We start from the raw sequence: 19,750 nt of genomic DNA, 5'->3' as shown, positions 1-19,750 counted from the left end.
CCAGTCTATCAGAGCAGCGCTGTTTTGCCGTGCAGCGCCTGCGCGCCTTATAATCAAGCACTCGGCGCCAACGGAACGCCAGCCGCAGGTGCCGGTCAAAGCGCCAGTCATTGAATCAGGAGAGATCCATGCTGCGTGTTATCGTCCCGACCTTGAGCCTGCTGCTCATGTTGCCCATCGCAGCCCAGGCCGCGTCCAAGCAAGAGTATGAGTTGACTCAGTTGTTGCAGAAGGTCGCCAAGGAAAGCAGCGTCGGCACCCCTCGCGCTATCAACGAAGACATCCTCGACCAGGGTTACACCGTTGAAGGTAAAGCGCTGATCAACCACCTGAGCGTACGCCAGGAGCATGCCGAGCGCATGCAGAGCAACCCGCAGCAGGTGCGCAGCCAACTGGGCGACAGCGTTTGCCGCAACAATGGCTACCGTCAGTTGCTGTCCAAAGGCGCGGTGCTGGTTTACCGCTTCACGGTGTACAAGAGCAACAGCCCGGTCATGGACCAGGCCTTTGATGCTGCCAGCTGCACGGCCGGCAACAAGAAGAAGTGATCGTCTGCCGCTGACGGCCTCACTTGGCGCGCCGCTGCTCGTCTTCGGCGCGCAACTCTGCCAGCAACGCCTGCAGATACCTCGAGTGCCCTTCTGCGCCGCCCAACCGCCGCCGGCACTCGACTTCCAGACTCCAGTGATGCGCGCGCGCAGCGTTTTCCAGCAGCCGGTATAGCTGTTGGTCGACTTCGATAACCAAACGATGCATCTGGCCACCTCCCGCGCCTGGCGCTGTGCTGCTGGTTGCAAGTGACTGCCCCGCACTTCAAGTGAACAGCATCGCACTGGCAATGGCTCGCGTCCCGACCAGCGGACTGCTCCAGCACAATCACGCCACAACGTCTAAATTGTTATTCAGCCCTTGTGCCTTTTTGCCAAGCCCGGCCCATGCGCCGCCTGGCAGAAACCGGCACTGAAGGTCCTGCTGCACAAGGAGGAGTTGTATGCCCTACCAAGCCAACGAGCTTCTGTTGACCCACTTCAAGAACAGCGGCATCGATCTGAGCAACATCGACCTACAGCTACAACAGGTGGCTCCCAACAGCACCAACCTGCCGCTCTACCGCGACATGATGCTGACCGTGCTGCGCATGGCACAGGACGACAGCAACCGCTGGAACGCCAAGATCACCCTGCAGGCCCTGCGCGAACTCGACCACGCCTTCCGCACCCTCGAGCGCTACCGTGGTCGGCGCAAAGTCACCGTATTCGGCTCCGCGCGCACGCCGCTGGAGCACCCGATGTACGCCCTCGCCCGCGAGCTGGGTGCCTGCCTGACGCGCAATGAGCTGATGGTGATCACCGGTGCCGGCGGCGGCATCATGGCTGCGGCACACGAGGGTGCCGGCACCGAGAACAGCCTGGGATTCAATATCAGCCTGCCCTTCGAGCAACACGCCAATGCCACCGTCGATGGCACCGACAAACTGCTGCCGTTCCACTTCTTCTTCATCCGCAAGCTGTTCTTCGTCAAGGAAGCGGACGGCTTGGTGCTCTGCCCCGGCGGCTTCGGCACGCTCGATGAGGCACTGGAAGTCCTGACCCTGATCCAGACGGGCAAAAGCCCATTGGTGCCGGTGGTGCTGCTGGACTCTCCCGGAGGGACGTTCTGGCGAGATTGCCTGGCGTTTATCAGCCGGCAACTTGAAGAGAACCACTACATTCTGCCCCGTGACCTGAAGTTGGTGCGGCTGGTGCACAGCGCTGACGAGGCGGTGGAAGAGATCACCCAGTTCTATAACAACTACCACTCCAGCCGCTGGCTGAAGAATCAATTCGTCATTCGCATGCATCACCCGCTCAGCGAGGCCGCGCTGTTCGACGCCCAGGAGGCATTTGCCGATCTACGCCTGAGCGGCACATTCCAGCAGCAAGCCGATGCCAGCGCAGAACACGAAGTGGATAGCTTTGATCATCTGACCCGGCTCACCTTCGCCTTCACCGGGCGTGATCAGGGACGCTTGCGGGAGCTGATCGACTTTATCAACCTTAGCGAAAACTGGGCCAGGCCAGAGCCGATACAAACCACTCAACGAGCCCGCCAAGCGCTGAAAGCCAGTTGATCAGGGAGATTCAGTAGTCGTCCAGGTCTCGGCCGTTCAACAGGCGGCCGACCATTTCCATGGCAAAGCCACGGTAGACCAGAAAGCGGGTTTGCTGTGCGCGAGTGCGCGGATCATGAGGGAGCTGCCCGGCAAACTTGCGCTGCCAGACATCCTGCAACCGTGAAGCCCAGTTCACCCCGCTGTCACGCAGGGCCTGCTCGACATCAGCACGGTTGAGGCCACGCTGGGTCAGCTCTTCACGAATACGTGCAGGGCCATAACCGGCGTTGGAACGATAGGCAATGAAACTCTCGAGATAACGGGCTTCACTGAGTAAGCCGTCTTCGGTGAGCCGATCGAGCGCAGGCTCGATCAGGTCATCTGTAGCACCGCGCTGACGCAACTTGCGCGTCAGCTCCACGCGACCATGCTCGCGGCGCGCGAGCAGGTCCATGGCTGTCCGCCGAACCGCAACCGGGGTGTCGAGTACGGCGGGCATCGGTCAAGCTTCTGCGTCGGCGTCGGCACCCGCTGGCTCGGCAGCAGCGGCTGCTTTGCCGGCTGCAGCAACAGCACCCAGGTTGAGCAGCTTGTCGCGGATCTGCTTCTCGAGGTCTGCACCAACGGCCGGGTTGTCTTGCAGGTACTTGGCGGCGTTGGCCTTGCCCTGACCGATCTTGTTGCCCTGGTAAGCGTACCAGGCACCGGATTTCTCGATCATGCCGTGGGCAACGCCCAGGTCGATGATCTCGCCGTTACGGTAGATACCCTTGCCGTACAGAATCTGGAATTCGGCCTGACGGAACGGCGGCGAAACCTTGTTTTTGACGATCTTGACGCGGGTTTCGCTGCCGACCACTTCGTCGCCTTCCTTGACCGCGCCGGTACGGCGAATGTCCAGACGTACCGAAGCGTAGAACTTCAGCGCGTTACCACCGGTGGTGGTTTCCGGGCTGCCGAACATCACGCCGATCTTCATCCGGATCTGGTTGATGAAGATGACCAGGCAGTTGGCGTTCTTGATGTTGCCGGTGATCTTGCGCAGCGCCTGAGACATCAGACGTGCCTGCAGACCCACGTGCATGTCGCCCATTTCGCCTTCGATTTCAGCCTTGGGTACCAGCGCTGCCACGGAGTCGATGATGATCACGTCTACTGCGTTGGAACGCACCAGCATGTCGGTGATTTCCAGCGCTTGCTCGCCAGTGTCCGGCTGCGAGACCAGCAGGTCTTCGACGTTGACACCCAGCTTGCCGGCGTACTCTGGATCCAGCGCGTGCTCGGCATCGACGAAGGCGCAGGTGGCACCGGCTTTTTGCGCTTCAGCGATGACCGACAGGGTCAGCGTGGTTTTACCCGAAGACTCTGGGCCGTAGATTTCGACGATACGGCCTTTCGGCAGACCGCCAATGCCCAGCGCGATGTCCAGGCCCAGCGAGCCGGTGGAAATAGCAGGCATGCCCTGGCGATCCTGATCGCCCATGCGCATGACCGCGCCTTTACCGAATTGACGTTCGATTTGACCCAGGGCCGCAGCCAAGGCGCGCTTCTTGTTGTCGTCCATTGAAATCCTCACGTGATCGACTGGCCCTGACGGCCCGAATAACTGTATAAGTAGCCAGTATTATTCCACAGCAAGGCGCCTGAGCAAACCCCTGTTGGCAATTTACTCGGTGCCAAGCTGTAACAAGCCGTCTAGCGCGGCGATCACCGTTTGTCGGCGCACCGCTTCACGGTCGCCGGCAAAGTGCTTGCGCACACTGCTGACGCGGTCGCCATCAGCCCAGGCCAGCCAGACGGTGCCGACCGGTTTCTCTGCTGAACCGCCGCCTGGCCCGGCCACACCGCTGACGGCCACGGCAAAGCGCGCGCCACTGGCGGCTTGCGCGCCCCGCACCATGGCTTCGACAACCTCGCGGCTAACCGCGCCCACCTGCTCGAACAACTGCGCTGGCACGCCCAACTGGCGAGTCTTCTGGCTGTTGGAATAGGTCACGTAGCCGGCCTCGAACCACGCCGAACTGCCGGCAACCCGCGTGATGCCCTCGGCGATGCCGCCACCGGTGCAAGATTCGGCGGTGGTGACCTGCGCATTGAGCTGCTGCAGGTGCTCGCCCAGACTGCTTGAAAGAACGGTGATCGGGTCCATGGTCGGCTCCTGACGGGAATGCGCCCTACCCTATCACCCTGAGAGGGGCAGACAAGGGGTCAGCGTGTGAGTTCGCGGACGTAGTCCTGGCAGGCACGCAATGTGATCAGTCCGCGGTCGCCGAAATCGGTGATGGCGATAATTCGTCGAGCATGCGCTGGCTCAAGTCGGGCGCGTACGGCGCCATGATCCACGCTGCCGGGGGCGCCGGCGGCGGGCACAGTGGCGCAAGCGCTGTCGCGCTCGACCAGGACCGACAACCGCAGATCAGCAGTGGCAAGCCGATCACGCAGGCGAGCCTGAGTTTGTTGGGCATTGGAAAGCTCCTGAAAATATCGCGATTCGCTGACCTGTAGACGCTGCTGCAGGTCGTGCTGTCGGGCGCGCTCGGCGAGCAGCTGATCGGCCAGTGCATCAGCCTGCTGACGCATCTGTTGGGCGTGGCGGGTAGCCTGGTCGGCCAACTGCCGACCGTAACGCCACCCCTGGACCTGCCAGGCCAGCAAAGCGGATGCAAGCATGAGCAGCAGGCAGAGCCCCAGCCAGCTGCGGCTCAACAGAGCACCTCGCGTGCTCGAGCCCACAGCGCCAGGCGATCGTCCAGGCCATTCAGGCCGCCATTGATAAGACGGGTGATGCGGTTGAACTCGCCGCGATCCGCCAGCGCGTTGAGCCCGCGTGAATGCCAGAACCAGGCCGCCGACTCGCAGGCCCAGCGCGGTTGTTCGAGCAACTGCGGCTGCGCCAGCAAGCGCTCGTCGCCAAACAGGGCCCGGCTACAGGCCTGATAACTGTTGCGGCCGGTGATCTGAATCAGGCCGCGACCGCAGTACAGCTGGCCATCACCGTCAGACTGCGGCGTATTACCCAGACGCCGCGCAAGGCTGCCGGTGTCGTAACGGGATAGGTAGCGATCGCCGCCCAGCTCCTTCACATAGCGCAGTTGGCCGGATTCATGGCCGATCTGTGCGAGAAACGCCGCGATGCGCCTCGGATGATCGATTTGCCAACGCGGCAAAGCTTCGTTGAGCGCTGCGAGAAAGGTGCCGACCCGCTGGCCGGCGAGGGGAAATATCTGGCTGAGTTGGCCTTCGGTAAGCATGCTGCACCTCCTTGTTTAACAAAAAAAAGCCCAGGACGAGGTCTTGGGCTTGAGCCGCAACGGTGAGCCGCGCACACGTTGCTCAGACCTTGATAGCCGTGCCTCGCCGCGGCGCGACGCCCTTATTGTTGGATTTGCCCTGGCTGCCTCCATTGCAGTGCACCGTGGTTTGCCAACCGCTGTTGGTGAACAGCTGTTCAACCGAATCGATCAGGTACAGCCCGTCCAGCCCGGCGCAGAAGCCGCTGGTTTCGATGCTGCGCTCGGCAAACAGATCGGTTCGTCCGGCCATCTCCAGGCGCAGGCTGGCGGTGCCACGGTTGAAGCTGGCCAGCCGCGCCCTGGCGGCCTGTTCGGCAGCGGCGCGATTGGGGTAGACGTGGCGGTCGGTATGCACCGGCTGGTCGTCCGGCGACACCGCGCTGTTAGCCAGCTCGACCACCTGCAGCGCGCCGCTGGCAGGGTCTTGGTGACGGGTACGTACGGCCTTGTGGGTCTGCTGGTCATCCAGGCGGAACTGCCATTTACTGACCATGCTGCGGTCAAGCGTGACCACGCCAAGCAGCTTGCCGCTGGCGCTCTTGCCAGCCTGGCGAGGCAGCACCAACAACTGGCCGTTGGCGAGTTTGGCGGTGCAATCGTATAGCCGCGCCAGACGCGTGATGAAGGCCAGATCAGACTCCGCGTACTGGTCGACCCGCGCGACCAGCACGGTCAGCGGGCACACCGCCTGCCAGCCGTTACGCGCAGCAATTTCACTGACGATCCGTTGCAGCGGCAGTGCTTCCCAACTGCCGCTGCGGGTGGTCTTGCCGCTGCCGCAAAGGTCGCTGGCCTTGCCGCGGATGACGAGGGTGTCAGGCGGGCCGGACAGCTCGACTTCATCGACCGTAAAGCGTCCAAGCCGGGTCAGCGGTTGCCCGGCATAGCCGAGATGAACCTCGATCGAGGCGCCTCGGGAAGGTAATGCAAGTGCGCCGTCGCGGGCGTCGATACGCAGTTCGAAATCATCTGACTGCATGCCCGGCTTGTCGCTGGTGCGCAGCAGTAGCAGGCGCTGGTTGATCAGCGTGGTGATGTCGTTGCCGTCGGCAACGATACGAAACTTTGGTTGCATGGGGGTGGCTCCGAAGCAGGGTCAGTCCCACAACTGGACCGTTGTGCCGGCAGCGGCGTGCGGGAGGTCTGGCAGACTGATCAGCACCCCGCCGGCAAACGGCTGAGTCTCATCTGCCAAGCCGTAGTTGGCCGCCAGTACTGCCTCGACGCTGCCGTTGAGGTGGCCGTAATAGTGCTGGCAGAGGCTGTCGAGCAGGTCCCCCTCAGACGTCATGCAGGTCTTGCCCATAGCTGATGAACTCCAGTGAGAAGGTTTGTTTACGCGGGATTCCGCCGGCCAGCAGGCTGCTCTGCTCTTCTTCAACGCTGGTCAGGCACCAGTTGCCAAGCACCTCGCCGTACCCGCTGATCAACGACAGCGGCAGCAATTGCCGACCAATGCTGCGCAGTGCCTGCAACTGGCCGAGCCCGCCTTTGAAGGTGGGGAAGATCGCCCCACGGATACTGATGGTCTCCTCGCCGAGGCCCACCGCCTGTTGCGCGCTGGCGCGGCTTAGGCGCTCCTGGCCCGCCCAGCGAAAGCGAGTCTGCCGCCGCAGTTGGTCGAACGCGGCGGTATCCAGGTTGAAGTAGTACGCCGCGGCGCCGGGCTTGAGCGGTTGCAACACGAGCAGGTGGGCAAACGGCTTGACCGCCTCCGCTGCCGGGGTGCTGTCGGGGGCGAAGCCCAGGGTCGAGAGTGCGCCGGTAACTGCCGCGCGCACGCCCCCCACCACCCGACGCACCGCGGCCCCGGCTTTGTCCACTTGCTCGGCGAAGGTGCCGAGGCGATCACGCACCTGGCGCACCACGCTGAGGGTCTGATCGTATTTGTCGATGACCTTGGCCACCTTGGCCTGGGCCGAGGTGATTGCGCGCAAGCTGCGTTGCAGGCGCGCACCGATCGCCGGCCCCACTACCGGCAGACCCTCCAGGCTGGCGACAGCGCCTTGTACATGGTCGATGGCCTGATCCATCGGCTCGAGCATGGCGTCGGCCCGCCGACGCCCCGCTTCACCCGCCTTGACCAGCGCGTGGAGGCCAGCCTGCAGCTGTTCCTGATAGTTCATGAGTGGTCCTCAAATTGAAACGTGGGGTGTTTCAAACATCTGCACTGCGCGGGCCTGACGCATCAGCTCTTCCAGCTGACCACGGGCTATCGCCTCCAACTGGTGCAGCGTGCTGGGGTCATAGAGGCTGTTGTTGAAGGTGACCGGCATATTCGCGGTGAAGGTGAATTGCTGGTTGATAGTGGGAGTGGGTGCTGTTGGCGCGGTCTGTGCGGGATCGGTCAACAGCGTTGGCTGCTTGGCACACTCGGCCAACGATCGGGACGCGTCTCCAAGTGATGTCGCCGGGTCGGATTCGCGATGGGCCGCAGACTGCTCAGTTGGAGGCGCTTCTGAGGTCACCAGCCTGGCCAGCCAACCGCCAATCTGCTCGCCACCCATGCTCCCCAAAACGCCGCCGACCAGCCCGCCGATAGCAGTGCCGATCACCGGCACCACCGAGCCGATTGCAGCGCCTGCGGCGGCGCCAGCCAAGCCTCCGCTCAAGCCGCCCAGAGCGGTGCCATAGCCTTCGATCTTCTGATTAGTCGTGGCATCGCTGCTGTAGGTTTCGGCGAGTTGAAGGGTGGTGTCCAGCAGTGTCAGGCCTGGAATTCCTTTCCAGGCTTTGCGTGGCTGGAGGAGGGGTGAGCTGGAGCCGACCTTGGCAGAGCCAGTCCGCAACAGACCTGGCTCAGCACTGGAAAAGCTTGCCGCTCCAGCCTGTATGTATGAAGGGGCCAATGAAGCGGCGGACCAGCCATTGACTGGCGTCAGAGGGAAAACTGTCGCTGCCGCTGGATTGAATGACCGGCCTATACCGATAAATTCAACTGTCGATGACGGCGCATCCGATTCAATTCTCTTATCGCGTGTTTGTTGCTCCGGTTGCCCCGTACCTGCAGAGCTTGGCGCGGATCCCGCTTCACCTGCTTGCGCAACTGAGGACGCGTTCGATGCGGTCGGCTTTGGCTCGTCCTGGAAAAAATAATGCAACTTGCCGCCTGCCAGCCCACCCAGGATGTCGCCGACGAAGCCGCCGATCACCGGCGCATAGCGTTGAAGTCGCTTGTTCTTGGAAAATGCGTTTGCGAGTGCTGTTGCGGTTAGCATCCCGCCTAATCCCCCCGCTGCCGCAGCAACCCCCTCGACCTTCTCCTTACCATCCTCACCTGTGACCAATGCCTTGCCACCAGTGAGCGTAGCGCCAACCACGCCTGCACCGAAAACGTCACTTACAGCCTTGAACGCCCGCAATCGTCCAGATGCGGAGGCTTGTTGGCTCACTTTATAGCTTGCGCTGGCAAGAATGGTGGCAGCTGCCGCAAGCGTTGCGAGCATCCCTGCTTTGTTATTTGCGCCTGCCGCAGGCGCCGCCTGGCTCCCGGCTTTTTCAGCATCCTCTCCCTTGAGCGTCACCAGATGCTCCGCCCCCGCAGCGGAACGCTGCTCTGGCACGGGTGAGGCACTCGTCCCTGGGGGATATTTCAAAGGCGCGCGCCACTGCGCTAGCTGATCCTGCCGCTTGACCCAGATCAGGCCGGATATCACCTGGTCCAGCCGGGTCAAGTTTTGATGCAGGCGACCCAGCTGATCGTTCACAGGCGCTAGCGTCAGACGCTGTGCGCCTGGCCCCTGCAAATGATCCGGCTCGGTCGAATTGCCGATTAGATGCCCCGGTTCAAGCACAGGCCGGACACCGGTCCATGCACCGAGAATCAGACCGAGCCGGGTGGTATTCATTTGCTTGCGTAACAGATCGATGCTGATGCGCAGTGCGTCAAGCGCAGCCCCCAACGGCGGGCTGAAAGACCCACTCACTTTAGGCGTTTCGAGATTCGGCGCCCCCTCAGCGGAGCGCTGCTCTGGCACGGGTGAGGCACTCTTCTCAGGGGAATATTTCAAAGGCGCGCGCCACTGCGCTGGCTGATCCTGCCGCTTGACCCAGATCAGGCCGGATATCACCTGGTCCAGCCGGGTCAAGTTTTGATGCAGGCGACCCAGCTGATCGTTCACAGGCGCTAGCGTCAGACGCTGTGCGCCTGGCCCCTGCAAATGATCCGGCTCGGTCGAATTGCCGATTAGATGCCCCGGTTCAAGCACAGGCCGGACACCGGTCCATGCACCGAGAATCAGACCGAGCCGGGTGGTATTCATTTGCTTGCGTAACAGATCGATGCTGATGCGCAGTGCGTCAAGCGCAGCCCCCAACGGCGGGCTGAAAGACCCACTCACTTTAGGCGTTTCGAGATTCGGCGCCCCCTCAGCGGAGCGCTGCTCTGGCACGGGTGAGGCACTCTTCTCAGGGGAATATTTCAAAGGCGCGCGCCACTGCGCTGGCTGATCCTGCCGCTTGACCCAGATCAGGCCGGATATCACCTGGTCCAGCCGGGTCAGGTTTTGATGCAGACGACCCAGCTGATCGTTCACAGGCGCTAGTGTCAGACGCTGTGCGCCTGGCCCCTGCAAATGATTCGGCTCGGTCGAATTGCCGACTAGATGCCCCGGTTCAAGCACAGGCCGGACACCGGTCCATGCACCGATGATCAGACCGAGCCGGGTGGTATCCATTTGCTTGCGTAACAGATCGATGCTGATGCGCAGCGCGTCAAGCGCAGCCCCCAACGGCGGGCTGAAGTTGACGCTGAGCCCCAGGTTGAATGGCCCTATTGTCTCTGCCATGGCTTACTCCTGCTCATTCCGAAAGCCACCAGACCATGTCGCTGTACGACATGGTCATGATTTCGCTCGCGGAAAAATTCAGCTCCTTGGCCAGCCGCTTGGCAGCGGACTTGTGCCGGGCCGGGTCAAAGTTCGTCGTCCTGCACCAGGCGAAAATAGCCCGCCTGCAGACGGCTGTAGTCCTTCAGGGCCAGGCCTTCGAGGTCCTTGATACCGACCTCGGCCAGCGAGGCGAACAGGTTCAGCTCACGCTGTTCGTCATCATTGGCGCCGCCCGCCTGGGCGTTGCGGATATCGCGCACGGTGGGTGCGCGCAACGACAGGCTATCGACCTGGACGCCGTTGGCCTGGCTGGGCCGGGACAGCTGCACGCTGACGCGTTCAGCGCTCAGGGTCAGCCATTGCGGCAGTTTTTTCGCTTGAGCCATGGGCTTCTCCTTAAAGGCCGAGCGCAATGCGTTGCGCAGTCAGTTGATCGACACCATTGATCACGCGCTTCATACCCAGCGCATCGATCTCGTAGACCAGTCGGCCATCGACTTCGAGCTTGTAGTAGGTCACGGCCACGCTGTGCTTGATTTCAGCTTTGTCACCGGACTTCCAGTCGCCCATATCGACTTCCTTGAGGGCGCCGCGCAGGGTCACTACCACCGGATTGATCTTGCCCTTGAGGCCTTTGAAGGCGCCGCGGAAGGTGCCGTTGAAGCCACTGCCATCGGCCAGGCCGAAGAACTTCAGGGCGTCGCGGCGCACACCGGTGGTGGTGAACGCCGCCTCCTGTTTCTCCATGCCTTGGTCCATTTCGACCGGCATGTCCATGCCGCCTGGGCGGTGCTCTTCCATTTTCAGGGTGAGCTTGGGCAGGGTCAGGCTGGGTACATCACCCTGGAAGCTGACGCCATCGACGAACAGGTTCAAGTTGGCCAGGGTTTCGGGAATCATTGCCATGTAAATGCGCTCCTTAAGCGACGGAATCGAGGACTTCGGTCAGCCACTGATTGGTGACTTCAACGCGGAAGTTGGGGTTTTCAGCAGGTGGGACGTCGGTGAAGCGGATGTTCCAGTACACCTTGCCCTGCTCGAGCTGGCTGGCAGTGTTCAGCTCAGGGTCGGCGAACACCTCGAAATTGATGATCGCGCCCTGGTTCTTCAGGTCGCGCATGAACGCCTGCAGGCCCTCGGTTACATCTTTGACGTAGGTCGCGGTAATGGCGCGATCGACCGCCCATTTGTGGCCATAGAGGATCGCGTCCATGACGATATCCATGGTCCGCACACGGGTGACGAAGGCCCACTTCGCGTCGGCCGACAAGGTGCGGTTGCCCCACAGGCGGAAGCCGTCATCGCGAATGATGGTGGCGATATTGGCGTTGTTGAGCAGGTTGGCCCGGCAGGTTTCGTCACCGTCGAGGAATTCGATCGGGCGACCGGTGCCGGTAATACCGACGAATTCCTTGTTCGATGGCGAGGCCCAGAAGCCGTACTCCGCGTCAGTCCAGGCGAACAGCCCAGCCACATACGCCGAGCCTGGTGCATCGACCGTGGCGTTTTTGCTGGTGTCCCAGTACTGCACACCCGGATCGACCATATAGGCGCGCTTGGCGCCGAACTCGCCGGCGTAGGCGATGACCGCTTCATCGGTGGTGTTGGGGCCGTCGATGATGGCAATTGCGCGCAGCTTGTCAGCCAGCGCCACCAGGGCAGTAGCGACCGCCTGGGTCGCGCTGTGCTTGGGGGTAACCAGCAGGCGCGGCTGGGCGTTGAAGCGGCTTTTGCCGTCGAGAAGTGCCTGCAGGCCGGTCCGCTTGCCGTCCGCCAAGGTGCCGCCGATGATCGCCGAGGTCTGCTCGGCAGCGTCCTCGAGCTTGGCCACGCCGCAGGCGACAATCACCGCCTTGGCGCGGGTGAAGACAGCTTGGCAAGCCTTGGTGATCGCCGCGTCAGGGCCGAACGCGGCAAGCGCCTCGCGCTCGCTGGTGATCAGCATCAGGTCATTGGGCTGCGCGGTAAGCGCTGGCGCCGGGGTGAAGGTATCGACCAAACCAATGATCGAGGACGACGGCAAGGCAATAGTGCGCGCGCCGGTGTCGACGTTTGTTACGGTAACGCCGTGAAAGAAGCCAGACATAGATTCTCCAGATATGAAAAAGCCCCGCGTCAGCGAGGCCGTAGGGGTACAGCGGAAAAGAAAAACGCCCCGTCAGTGCGGGGCGTTATTGGGTCAGTTGGGCGAGCCAGCCAGGCTCCGCTGGGCGCTGTCGTAGCGAGTCTGGGAACGCCTCGGCCTGGGGCCAGTTGCGCAGCGCCTGACGGTACGCCAAGAGTTCGGAATACTGCTCAACGGCTAGCGTGGTTTCGGCGCCAATATCACGCTCATCACGGTGCCGAATAACGACACCATCAGTAGCCATCAGTTGCTCATCGCGCCAAAGCCGTTCAGTAACCGCTAGCTCGGCAATTGTCGGGGCGGGCCGATCAACTAAAAACGGGATACCATCACTTCCCCAGTCAATAGCCTTGCCGTTTTCAGGGCCGTTGATGATTTTAGAATGGAGTTCTTTGGATATCCTGACAGCATCATCAGGAATCACCGTGTTGACCTCATCGTCATAGAAGGCGCGAGCCGACTTTGAGCTATAAATTGCCATTATTTAATCTCCCATCAGTGGCCAATCGCTTCCCAGCGAATCCGCGAAGAAGCGCCTGCGCCGTAGTACGTCACGTTCATTCCGTTGGTGTTCACCACAGAATCAGTCAGCGCGCGCTGATCAACCATCGGGGTGCCTGTTGCGCACACCATGACGCTTAGGATGGCATTGGAAAATGCGATCGGGAAAGTCACAACTCCGACTGTTCCAGCACCCGAGACGACGATAGACCCCCACTGCTTAATCAAGCCACTTGGCAGCTTCTGATAACCGTTTGATGACAAACCTGCGGAGAACTGAACGCTGTTCTTGTTCAGTTGTGAGCCGCCGACCATTCGCCAGCCAGACCCTACGTTAACCAGCACCACCGAATCCAGCGCAGTCATATCAAACGAATTGACGATGAAACCTGAGCCAGGCCCAGGGGCGATAACTTCCGAACCGTACCCTTTAATAGTTACTGGTGCGGCGTTAGCGCCCGCCGAGAAATTAATCTGAGCACCAAGGGCAACGCTTGCAACCGGGGGCAGCGTGATAGTTTTACCCGACAGTTCGACGCCCCCAACCAGCAGGACACCGACATGAGCAGCCGTCAGGGAGACAGCTTCAGAAACATACACAATCCCTCTCAGGCTACCCAGCGCTCGCTGCACGAACTCAGTGGTAGCCAATTTGGTACTTACATCAAACTGCTCTGCGGTCGTAAAGCCCGATTCAGCGAACCCTAGATTTTTCCATGGTTCTGCGGTTGAACTAACAATGATCCAGTCTGACGCTGAAATCGCCATGAACGTGGCCGATTGAGCATACTTCACCACATGACTCGCGATGGTGTTGGCATTCCACGAAAGGGTCACGCCAGCACCGGGAACTACGGTGGCATTGTTGCCGCTCCCGTAGATGGTAAAGGCCGCCCCCGGGGTGAGGCCCAGTGCGGAAGGCGTAGGCAGCGTAAGCGTCCAGATGCCGTTAGCACGCAGAACACAACCTATGTCGGTTAACGCAACTGCTCGATTGCTCCCAATGGTCCCGTACCCCCTGAAACTGCCCAGGGCCCGCTGCACAAACCCTGTCGTTGCCAAAGACGCATCTGCATCAAACTGAGCCGGAGTCGGCGCCCTTGGGTCACCGGTGAACACAGGACTGGCCAAAGCCGCCTTGAGCGCCAGGAGGTTGGTCATGGTGGCGGCAAAGTTCGGATCGTTACCCAGCGCCGCCGCCAGCTCGTTCAGCGTGTCCAGGGCGCCGGGCGAGGACGCTATCAGGGCGGCAATGGCGGACTGTACAAATGCTGCAGTGGCCAATTGGGCGGTATTGGTACCGGCAGCCGCCGTCGGCGCCGTTGGCACGCCGGTCAGGGCTGGACTGACCAGCCCCGCCTTGAGGGCCAACGCTTGGTCAATCTGGGTCTTGGTGTACACATCGGTCAGGCCATAGCCGGCAACCGTGGTCGGGTTGCTCGCAGCGGTTACGCGCCCGTAGGCGTCGACCGTCACGCTGCGATAGGTACTAGCGGCCACGCCGGTGCGGCCAAAAGCCATCTCGAAGGCCAGCGCCGTGACGCCCAGGGTAATCGGCGCATCAGTCACCAGCTGCCAAGCGCTATCGCCATTGAGCGTGCCCCGCTCAACTAGGACCAGTATGCCCGGCGTTACCTTGGTACTTGTGTCAGCGTCGGTGCAGCGCGTCCAGGCGCCGCCGGCGACAACAAGGTACAGGCCGTTATCCTTGGCGGCAGCCTGATTTTTCACCAGCACCCGCGCCCCGGCCGTGAGCGGCACGCCGTCGACCGTCTGCAGGCCGCTCAGTGTGATCGCGGCGGTGGTAGCCGCAAGAACAGAGTATTTGAAGTCCTGCCGGGCCAGTTCCTCGGTCACCCATTCTCGAGTGGCCAGCACAACGCTTGGGTCAATCTTGAGCTGCACATTGCTGGCACTCTTAACCAGCAGATTCAGGCGCAGCACTTGCGTGCGTCCAGACCCCTGACTCATCAGCGGCTTGAAGGTCGGCGGGCAGTTGGCCACCGCCACCATATCGCCGTCCGCATCGTATAGAGCGATTTCGCGAATCCACTTACCGCCCACGTCGGCGGGAATGATCTGCTCAGCGATGATCACCGCCGCGTTATTGGGGTCGACCTTCAACTGATTCAGCGGCGCGCGGCGCCACTCGTTCAGCAGCGCTTTTTGACTTGAGTTCGGCATGGGCAACGCCGGGTTGTCCAAGCCGGTAGGATTTCCGTCACCTACCCCCATTTGCGAAAAAGTCCAAGCAATGCCCAAGGCATCCGCGTTGGCCTGCTTGGCGGCCCCGACGTCAGTCAGGATCGCGTAAAACTGCGAAGTCTGGTCAACCATAGTTAACGTCCAGATAGTCAATTGTGTGATCACGACCGCCACGACCAATCTCGCCACTGACATCAAGGTCAACAGCCTGCGGCGGGTATACGTCGAGTGTTTCGCCGTCGAAGACGGCTGTAGCCAGGCATAACGCGCCCCTGCTTTCCAAGCTGATGGCGAGCCCCGTCATATGCCGACTGACCGGCCGAGCATCATCGATCAGCGCCGACAACTCGGCATACGTCTGCTCACTGATGCCCGCATCGGAAACGCCAATCTTCAAAGCGAAGGTTCCAGGCACAGCAGCCGGCTTGGCCTGCCACCACTCCTCCACTTCAATCAGGTAGCCAAACGGCTCGACCACACGCCGAAGTGCGCCAAGGGTGCCTTTGTGGGCATGTACGAAGAACGACGAGCGAATCACCGAGCGCTTGATCGCGTCGCTCCAACTGTCGTCCCAGCGGTCGACCGACCAGGCCCAGGCAAGTTGATAGAGCAAGTGCGGCGAGCAGTTTTCGGGGCTGTAGAGCAGGCGCAAGTCGACCTTGAGGTCTTCATCGCCTGCGGCTTCGATGGCGCATTCCAGCGCGGTGCGGTTGAGCGGCAGCAGGCTGTCCATATCAGCCGCCCCGCTTCAGATCGAAGCCCGTGCACCACGCAGCCTGGGACTGGCTCGGGCGGATGTCGGCCCAGCCGCTGAGCTCAACCCGACTGACCCCGCCAATGTGCAGCTGTGCATCGATCCCGGAGCGTGCAACTTCGACGCCCAGGCGTCGACGCGGGTTGATCCAGGCTTGCAGCCGACGACGGCACTCAGCGAGCACCGCCTCCGACTCAGGGCCGCTGTCAGCGATGTAAAGGGTGGCATCAATGCGGTAGGGCAAGACCTCGGCGCTACGCACGCTGACGCGGTCGGCTACCGGGCGAATGTCATCGTCATTGAGGTACGCGGCCACCTGGGCCAGCAACTGCGCATCTGCTACACCGTTGCCCTCCAGGCTCAACACAGTGACATCGACGACCGCGGGCGACGGGCTCTCGGCGGTTGCGTCAGCGACCAGCCCCGAGGCGTTGCGAGCGTGCAGGATGTAACTGTTGCGCGGCCCGGCAGTGGTGAGCCCCTCGTAGACCAACTGCACCCGCTCGCGCAGTGCCGCGTCAGACTCGAACAGTGCCTCGAGCGGCGGTACCTTAGTCCGGTCTTCAGCCTGGATGAGCAAACGCTGCAGGCTGACATTGGCCGCTAATTGGTCGAGGTCGCTGCCCTGGGCGTAAGCTAACAGCAGTGCCTTGGCCGCGTCGTTGATGCGTGCCCGGTTGAGCAATTTGCGGTAGGCCCCGACTTCCAGCAGCTTGCAGACCGGGTCACTTTCAAGCTGTGCGGTCCAAGCGTCCCCGAGATGCGCGCGAAAGGTCTGCAGATCAGCCTGATACAAGGCCTCGTAATCGAGATCTTCGAGCAACTGAGGTGCTGGCAACTGGGCCAGATCGACTTGGCTCATACCTGCACCTCGAGCATGGCTTCAGTGCCCAGGTAGCGGCCACGCAGGCTCATGCTGACCTGACCGCCGATTACCGCAATCACCTTGACTCGCTCCAATTGCAAACGCGGTTCCCAACGTCCCAGAGCACGGGCGACTTCAGCTTGGACGGCGCTTTTCCAACCTTCGTTGACCGGCAAGTCGACGTAGCGGCGCAGTTGGCTGCCGTATTCCGGGCGCATGCGGCGGCTGCCGAGGGGGGTAGAAAGGATGTCTTCAATCGATTGACGCAGGTGGGCGATGCCGGCCAACGGCTGACCGGTGCGCCGGTCCATACCGATCATGGCGCACCTCCAGGCGAGGGCCGGACAGCAATGGCCGAGCCCCATGGGCAGGTTTGCATAGCAGTCTCCTGACAGAAAAAAACCCGCATCGGCGGGTCTGTTAATGTTTGTGATTGGCCGTGTTGCCGGCCGTGTCGATGATCTGGCCGCCACCATTGATATCGCCGCTGACCACCAGCGGCCCCTTGATCGAGACGCTTCCGGTGAGGGTGATCGCCGCTGCGTCAAGGCTGATGGCGCCGTCGCTGACCTGCAGCGTGCTGGCCCCGACCCGGATGCTGGCGTTGCCGGTCGGCAAGTGGATGTCGTAGCGCCGTGCTTGCCAGTCGTAGGCCAGTGAACCGCCATCGGCGAAATGCCACACTTCAAGATGGTCACGGTTATCTGGTGGGCTCCCCGCATTGCCATACAGTCCCGGGAAGAACGTGCCCTGGGCCGGCTCGCCGCTGGGACTCAACAGCACGCCCTGCTCGCCAATACTTGGCGCGCGCCAGTGGCGGGCCTGGCCTGCCGCCAGTGCATGCCAGCGCAACCAGGCGCTGCTCCAGCCGCTGCCATCCGAGACCCGTACCCGCGCAGCGGCAGGATCCACCGCCACTACGCGGCAAGGGATGACCAGACAGGCCAACATGCGGTCGTGCATTGAACTTGAGTAACTCATGACAGATCCTGTGCAGGGAAGTAATTGCCCTCGTTGCCAGGGCCGGTTTCCGGGCTGATCCCCAGCATCAATTGCCCAGGCGGCTGGTCGGGCCAATCCCAGCGTGGCTCGCCGAGCAGCACCGGCTGGTCCCAGCGCACCGTCCAGCCACTACCGTCGAACTGAGCCTCGACATTGCGGCTCGCTTCGACGAAATCCAGCTCCCAGAACTGCTGGCGCAGCACGTCGATCAATTGCGCTGCCAGGAGGCTGCCTTGCAGGCGCGCCTCGGCCTGGGCGCTATCCGCGGCGGTAATGTCCGCCTCGAAACTGGCGAGCAGCACCGAGCGCCCATCGCGGGGGGCAGGGTCGGCCGTCATGCGCACCACGCCATGCCGCAGTGCGGGTAATGCCGTGCTATTTCCTACAGATGAATATGCATCGACTGACGCAAGTTCCGGGATCGCCTCACGAATGGTTGCGGTCACTGCCGCGTGTAAGGTTGTCAGTTCGCTCATGTTCAGGGCTCCTCTCGCACATCTGCCCGCGCGCCGTCGCGCAGCCCAAGCCGCTTGGCTGCCCAGCGCTCATAAAGGCCGATGGCAACATCGGCTCCCGCCATCGCCGTCAGGCAGCCAAAGGCGCTGGCGCTCCAGATCGACATGCCGCTGGCGTACAGCAGCATCACCGTCGACACGCCACAGATCATGCATGCCCCGGAACGCAGCGCCAGCCGGCGCACCAGCGACCAGCCTTTTGCTCCAGCCTTGTCGGCCCGCCACATTTCGCCGGAAACACCGCCCAGCAACGCCAGGACGATTACCAGCCAGAGCGGCATTTCCAGTAACGCTTGTTGCTCGTTCGTCACTGCCCTGTCTCCTGTGTGATGCCCGCCGACGACTGTCGACAGGTCGGTTTACGCTTAAACTCGGCATTCCAAAAAGCCCGCCATCGCCGGCTTTTCAGTAATGCGTGGTCAACCGCAGGCCACTACTGGTGACACCTGCGGTCATGTCCAAAACTGTTAACTCCGACCGCGGCCGCCTGCCCGCCGGAAAACTGTTCGTGGTGCTTTACGCTGCACACCCGGGCCAGTTGCCAACCCTCTGAACAGTTGAGGCCTGTTCATCGCTGCCTTTGCAACAACCGGTTTCTGCCCGGCTTGAGAAACACGTTATGCGCATATGCATATGCAGTCAATGCATTTATTCATAGAATTTCACATCATGATTTGCTGATATGCATGAAGGCCATGCATCACGCTGGCTGTAGGACTTTTCTGCAGGCGAAAAAAAACCCGCCGAAGCGGGTTTGTTCTGACGATGTTCACTCAGCGGGCGTACATCCCCCACCAGAAGACGTGGCCCAGCAGGCTGATCTGCTCATCCTGCATCTGCTGGAAAGTGTAGTCCTCGTCGGGGTGCTCATCGCGGTTGAAGCTGCGCAGGCGGATGCCGGTTGGCAAGCGATACACCTGCTTTACACGCAACTGGCCGTTGTGATTGATGGCATAGAGGTCGCCATCGACGATATCCCCGATCGCACATTTACCGGTATTGACCCCTACCGTGGCGCCATCACGCAGCACCGGCAACATGCTGTTGCCGCGCACGGTCACGCACTTGGCGTTGTCGAACTGGACGCCATTGTGGCGCAGGCTGCGCTTGCCGAAACGCAGGCGCGCACGCTCGCTCTCTTCGATGACGAATCTTCCTGATCCTGCTGCCAACTCGACCTCGCGAAGAAAGGGCACGCTGACCTCGTCGTCCTCGACGGGTGTCTCATCGTCCCACAGGCTGATATCGCTCATGTCGGCATGACCATGAGCCGGCTGCGCCGCTTCACGCGACTCGCCGAGTTCGGCGCGGCCACGTAACTGGTCGGTGCTGACGGCGAAATACTCGGCGATTTTGGAGACGTGTTTGTCTGACGGATCAACGATCTTTTCGCTGAGAATCCGCGAAAGCGTGGATTGAGGAACGCCCGTGCGCCGGTGCAGCTCCGTCGGAGACAGGCCGTGGCGGTCGAGCAAGGTCTTGAGTACGGAGGCTACGTTGCGTTTTTGCATAAGCCGCATAATGCAACGAGTTGTGCGCAAATGCAATTGATGCGGCAGCGCACCGGCC

At 61.6% G+C, this 19,750-nt stretch carries 24 protein-coding genes and 1 pseudogene; 2 read left to right on the top strand and 23 right to left on the bottom strand.

Features of this window, described 5'->3' with window-relative positions; all coding sequences use genetic code 11:
- Positions 1-128 precede the first annotated feature (128 nt).
- A complete protein-coding gene (locus K3F44_RS01470; protein ID WP_101317355.1) occupies positions 129-548 on the top strand; it encodes a quorum-sensing-regulated virulence factor family protein in 420 nt (139 codons plus the stop codon).
- A gap of 19 nt (positions 549-567) precedes the next feature.
- On the opposite strand, the gene K3F44_RS01465 is transcribed toward K3F44_RS01470, so the two are convergent.
- Positions 568-756 (bottom strand): hypothetical protein, encoded by a 189-nt coding sequence (locus K3F44_RS01465; RefSeq protein ID WP_101317353.1) that lies wholly within the window; start codon positions 754-756, stop codon positions 568-570.
- 235 nt (positions 757-991) lie between these two features.
- On the opposite strand from K3F44_RS01465, the gene K3F44_RS01460 reads away from it, so the two are divergent.
- Positions 992-2,110 (top strand): LOG family protein, encoded by a 1,119-nt coding sequence (locus K3F44_RS01460; RefSeq protein WP_188035543.1) that lies wholly within the window; start codon positions 992-994, stop codon positions 2,108-2,110.
- A gap of 10 nt (positions 2,111-2,120) precedes the next feature.
- On the opposite strand, the gene recX is transcribed toward K3F44_RS01460, so the two are convergent.
- From recX to K3F44_RS01355, 22 genes and pseudogenes are all read right to left on the bottom strand, one after another.
- A complete protein-coding gene (gene recX / locus K3F44_RS01455; RefSeq protein ID WP_220633217.1) occupies positions 2,121-2,591 on the bottom strand; it encodes a recombination regulator RecX in 471 nt (156 codons plus the stop codon).
- 3 nt (positions 2,592-2,594) lie between these two features.
- Positions 2,595-3,656, bottom strand: coding sequence for a recombinase RecA (gene recA / locus K3F44_RS01450; RefSeq protein WP_101317346.1), 1,062 nt, complete (start codon positions 3,654-3,656; stop codon positions 2,595-2,597).
- 102 nt (positions 3,657-3,758) lie between these two features.
- Positions 3,759-4,241 carry a CinA family protein gene (locus tag K3F44_RS01445; protein WP_220633216.1) on the bottom strand — a complete coding sequence of 161 codons (483 nt, stop codon included), beginning with the start codon at positions 4,239-4,241 and terminating at the stop codon, positions 3,759-3,761.
- Positions 4,242-4,300: 59 nt separating this feature from the next.
- Positions 4,301-4,798 carry a lysis protein gene (locus K3F44_RS01440; RefSeq protein ID WP_259407022.1) on the bottom strand — a complete coding sequence of 166 codons (498 nt, stop codon included), beginning with the start codon at positions 4,796-4,798 and terminating at the stop codon, positions 4,301-4,303.
- Positions 4,795-5,343 (bottom strand): glycoside hydrolase family 19 protein, encoded by a 549-nt coding sequence (locus tag K3F44_RS01435; RefSeq protein ID WP_220633215.1) that lies wholly within the window; start codon positions 5,341-5,343, stop codon positions 4,795-4,797. Before K3F44_RS01435 ends, K3F44_RS01440 begins: the two co-directional genes overlap by 4 nt.
- Before the next feature lie 82 nt (positions 5,344-5,425).
- Positions 5,426-6,460 (bottom strand): phage late control D family protein, encoded by a 1,035-nt coding sequence (locus K3F44_RS01430; protein WP_220633214.1) that lies wholly within the window; start codon positions 6,458-6,460, stop codon positions 5,426-5,428.
- A 21-nt stretch (positions 6,461-6,481) separates the two neighbouring features.
- Entirely contained in the window at positions 6,482-6,691 is a 210-nt protein-coding gene (locus K3F44_RS01425) for a tail protein X (RefSeq protein ID WP_101317336.1), read from the bottom strand.
- Positions 6,666-7,511, bottom strand: a complete 846-nt coding sequence (locus K3F44_RS01420) for a phage tail protein (protein WP_101317334.1) — start codon at positions 7,509-7,511, stop codon at positions 6,666-6,668. The genes K3F44_RS01425 and K3F44_RS01420 overlap by 26 nt, the downstream gene beginning before the upstream one ends.
- A 9-nt stretch (positions 7,512-7,520) precedes the next feature.
- Positions 7,521-10,172 carry a hypothetical protein gene (locus K3F44_RS01415; RefSeq protein ID WP_220633213.1) on the bottom strand — a complete coding sequence of 884 codons (2,652 nt, stop codon included), beginning with the start codon at positions 10,170-10,172 and terminating at the stop codon, positions 7,521-7,523.
- Between the two features lie 125 nt (positions 10,173-10,297).
- Positions 10,298-10,600: a phage tail assembly protein gene (locus tag K3F44_RS01410; RefSeq protein ID WP_101317330.1), complete on the bottom strand. Its 303-nt coding sequence runs from the start codon at positions 10,598-10,600 to the stop codon at positions 10,298-10,300.
- A gap of 10 nt (positions 10,601-10,610) precedes the next feature.
- Positions 10,611-11,120 carry a phage major tail tube protein gene (locus K3F44_RS01405; protein WP_101317328.1) on the bottom strand — a complete coding sequence of 170 codons (510 nt, stop codon included), beginning with the start codon at positions 11,118-11,120 and terminating at the stop codon, positions 10,611-10,613.
- 13 nt (positions 11,121-11,133) lie between these two features.
- Positions 11,134-12,300 (bottom strand): phage tail sheath family protein, encoded by a 1,167-nt coding sequence (locus K3F44_RS01400; RefSeq protein ID WP_150570863.1) that lies wholly within the window; start codon positions 12,298-12,300, stop codon positions 11,134-11,136.
- An 85-nt stretch (positions 12,301-12,385) separates the two neighbouring features.
- Positions 12,386-12,820: a phage tail assembly chaperone gene (locus tag K3F44_RS01395; RefSeq protein WP_220633212.1), complete on the bottom strand. Its 435-nt coding sequence runs from the start codon at positions 12,818-12,820 to the stop codon at positions 12,386-12,388.
- Positions 12,821-12,834: 14 nt separating this feature from the next.
- Entirely contained in the window at positions 12,835-13,155 is a 321-nt protein-coding gene (locus K3F44_RS25025; protein ID WP_409077683.1) for a gp53-like domain-containing protein, read from the bottom strand.
- Between the two features lie 930 nt (positions 13,156-14,085).
- Positions 14,086-15,177, bottom strand: a pseudogene (locus K3F44_RS01390) (phage tail protein); the annotation flags it as partial.
- On the bottom strand, positions 15,170-15,778 hold the full coding sequence (locus tag K3F44_RS01385) for a phage tail protein I (protein WP_220633211.1): 609 nt from the start codon (positions 15,776-15,778) through the stop codon (positions 15,170-15,172). The gene K3F44_RS01385 and the pseudogene K3F44_RS01390, both read right to left, overlap by 8 nt.
- Position 15,779: 1 nt before the next feature.
- Positions 15,780-16,661: a baseplate J/gp47 family protein gene (locus K3F44_RS01380; RefSeq protein ID WP_220633210.1), complete on the bottom strand. Its 882-nt coding sequence runs from the start codon at positions 16,659-16,661 to the stop codon at positions 15,780-15,782.
- The gene (locus K3F44_RS01375) at positions 16,658-16,984 is read right to left on the bottom strand and encodes a GPW/gp25 family protein (RefSeq protein WP_101317315.1); all 327 of its coding nucleotides are present in this window, start codon (positions 16,982-16,984) and stop codon (positions 16,658-16,660) included. The genes K3F44_RS01380 and K3F44_RS01375 overlap by 4 nt, the downstream gene beginning before the upstream one ends.
- Positions 16,985-17,084: 100 nt before the next feature.
- Positions 17,085-17,645 (bottom strand): phage baseplate assembly protein V, encoded by a 561-nt coding sequence (locus K3F44_RS01370; protein ID WP_101317313.1) that lies wholly within the window; start codon positions 17,643-17,645, stop codon positions 17,085-17,087.
- Entirely contained in the window at positions 17,642-18,142 is a 501-nt protein-coding gene (locus K3F44_RS01365) for a hypothetical protein (RefSeq protein ID WP_150570859.1), read from the bottom strand. Before K3F44_RS01365 ends, K3F44_RS01370 begins: the two co-directional genes overlap by 4 nt.
- A 2-nt stretch (positions 18,143-18,144) precedes the next feature.
- On the bottom strand, positions 18,145-18,492 hold the full coding sequence (locus K3F44_RS01360; protein WP_101317309.1) for a phage holin family protein: 348 nt from the start codon (positions 18,490-18,492) through the stop codon (positions 18,145-18,147).
- 462 nt (positions 18,493-18,954) lie between these two features.
- On the bottom strand, positions 18,955-19,692 hold the full coding sequence (locus K3F44_RS01355; RefSeq protein ID WP_150572037.1) for an XRE family transcriptional regulator: 738 nt from the start codon (positions 19,690-19,692) through the stop codon (positions 18,955-18,957).
- Positions 19,693-19,750 lie beyond the last annotated feature (58 nt).

Source organism: Pseudomonas sp. S07E 245, assembly GCF_019599025.1.
Classification (GTDB): Bacteria; Pseudomonadota; Gammaproteobacteria; order Pseudomonadales; family Pseudomonadaceae; genus Aquipseudomonas; species Aquipseudomonas shirazensis.
Note: the sequence above shows the minus strand (reverse complement) of the source record. Positions and strands in the feature narration are given on the sequence as shown.

Excerpts from the sequence above, each read along its gene's own strand:
- K3F44_RS01425 (WP_101317336.1), bottom strand. The coding sequence starts at position 6,691 with ATGGGCAAGACCTGCATGACGTCTGAGGGGGACCTGCTCGACAGCCTC.
- recX (WP_220633217.1), bottom strand. The coding sequence starts at position 2,591 with ATGCCCGCCGTACTCGACACCCCGGTTGCGGTTCGGCGGACAGCCATG.
- K3F44_RS01470 (WP_101317355.1), top strand. The coding sequence starts at position 129 with ATGCTGCGTGTTATCGTCCCGACCTTGAGCCTGCTGCTCATGTTGCCC.
- K3F44_RS01365 (WP_150570859.1), bottom strand. The coding sequence starts at position 18,142 with ATGAGCGAACTGACAACCTTACACGCGGCAGTGACCGCAACCATTCGT.
- K3F44_RS01375 (WP_101317315.1), bottom strand. The coding sequence starts at position 16,984 with ATGATCGGTATGGACCGGCGCACCGGTCAGCCGTTGGCCGGCATCGCC.
- K3F44_RS01420 (WP_101317334.1), bottom strand. The coding sequence starts at position 7,511 with ATGAACTATCAGGAACAGCTGCAGGCTGGCCTCCACGCGCTGGTCAAG.
- K3F44_RS01410 (WP_101317330.1), bottom strand. The coding sequence starts at position 10,600 with ATGGCTCAAGCGAAAAAACTGCCGCAATGGCTGACCCTGAGCGCTGAA.
- K3F44_RS01445 (WP_220633216.1), bottom strand. The coding sequence starts at position 4,241 with ATGGACCCGATCACCGTTCTTTCAAGCAGTCTGGGCGAGCACCTGCAG.
- K3F44_RS01400 (WP_150570863.1), bottom strand. The coding sequence starts at position 12,300 with ATGTCTGGCTTCTTTCACGGCGTTACCGTAACAAACGTCGACACCGGC.
- K3F44_RS01395 (WP_220633212.1), bottom strand. The coding sequence starts at position 12,820 with ATGGCAATTTATAGCTCAAAGTCGGCTCGCGCCTTCTATGACGATGAG.
- K3F44_RS01380 (WP_220633210.1), bottom strand. The coding sequence starts at position 16,661 with ATGAGCCAAGTCGATCTGGCCCAGTTGCCAGCACCTCAGTTGCTCGAA.
- K3F44_RS01405 (WP_101317328.1), bottom strand. The coding sequence starts at position 11,120 with ATGGCAATGATTCCCGAAACCCTGGCCAACTTGAACCTGTTCGTCGAT.
- K3F44_RS01415 (WP_220633213.1), bottom strand. The coding sequence starts at position 10,172 with ATGGCAGAGACAATAGGGCCATTCAACCTGGGGCTCAGCGTCAACTTC.
- K3F44_RS25025 (WP_409077683.1), bottom strand. The coding sequence starts at position 13,155 with ATGGTCGGCGGCTCACAACTGAACAAGAACAGCGTTCAGTTCTCCGCA.
- K3F44_RS01460 (WP_188035543.1), top strand. The coding sequence starts at position 992 with ATGCCCTACCAAGCCAACGAGCTTCTGTTGACCCACTTCAAGAACAGC.
- K3F44_RS01385 (WP_220633211.1), bottom strand. The coding sequence starts at position 15,778 with ATGGACAGCCTGCTGCCGCTCAACCGCACCGCGCTGGAATGCGCCATC.
- K3F44_RS01370 (WP_101317313.1), bottom strand. The coding sequence starts at position 17,645 with ATGAGTTACTCAAGTTCAATGCACGACCGCATGTTGGCCTGTCTGGTC.
- recA (WP_101317346.1), bottom strand. The coding sequence starts at position 3,656 with ATGGACGACAACAAGAAGCGCGCCTTGGCTGCGGCCCTGGGTCAAATC.
- K3F44_RS01465 (WP_101317353.1), bottom strand. The coding sequence starts at position 756 with ATGCATCGTTTGGTTATCGAAGTCGACCAACAGCTATACCGGCTGCTG.
- K3F44_RS01430 (WP_220633214.1), bottom strand. The coding sequence starts at position 6,460 with ATGCAACCAAAGTTTCGTATCGTTGCCGACGGCAACGACATCACCACG.
- K3F44_RS01435 (WP_220633215.1), bottom strand. The coding sequence starts at position 5,343 with ATGCTTACCGAAGGCCAACTCAGCCAGATATTTCCCCTCGCCGGCCAG.
- K3F44_RS01355 (WP_150572037.1), bottom strand. The coding sequence starts at position 19,692 with ATGCAAAAACGCAACGTAGCCTCCGTACTCAAGACCTTGCTCGACCGC.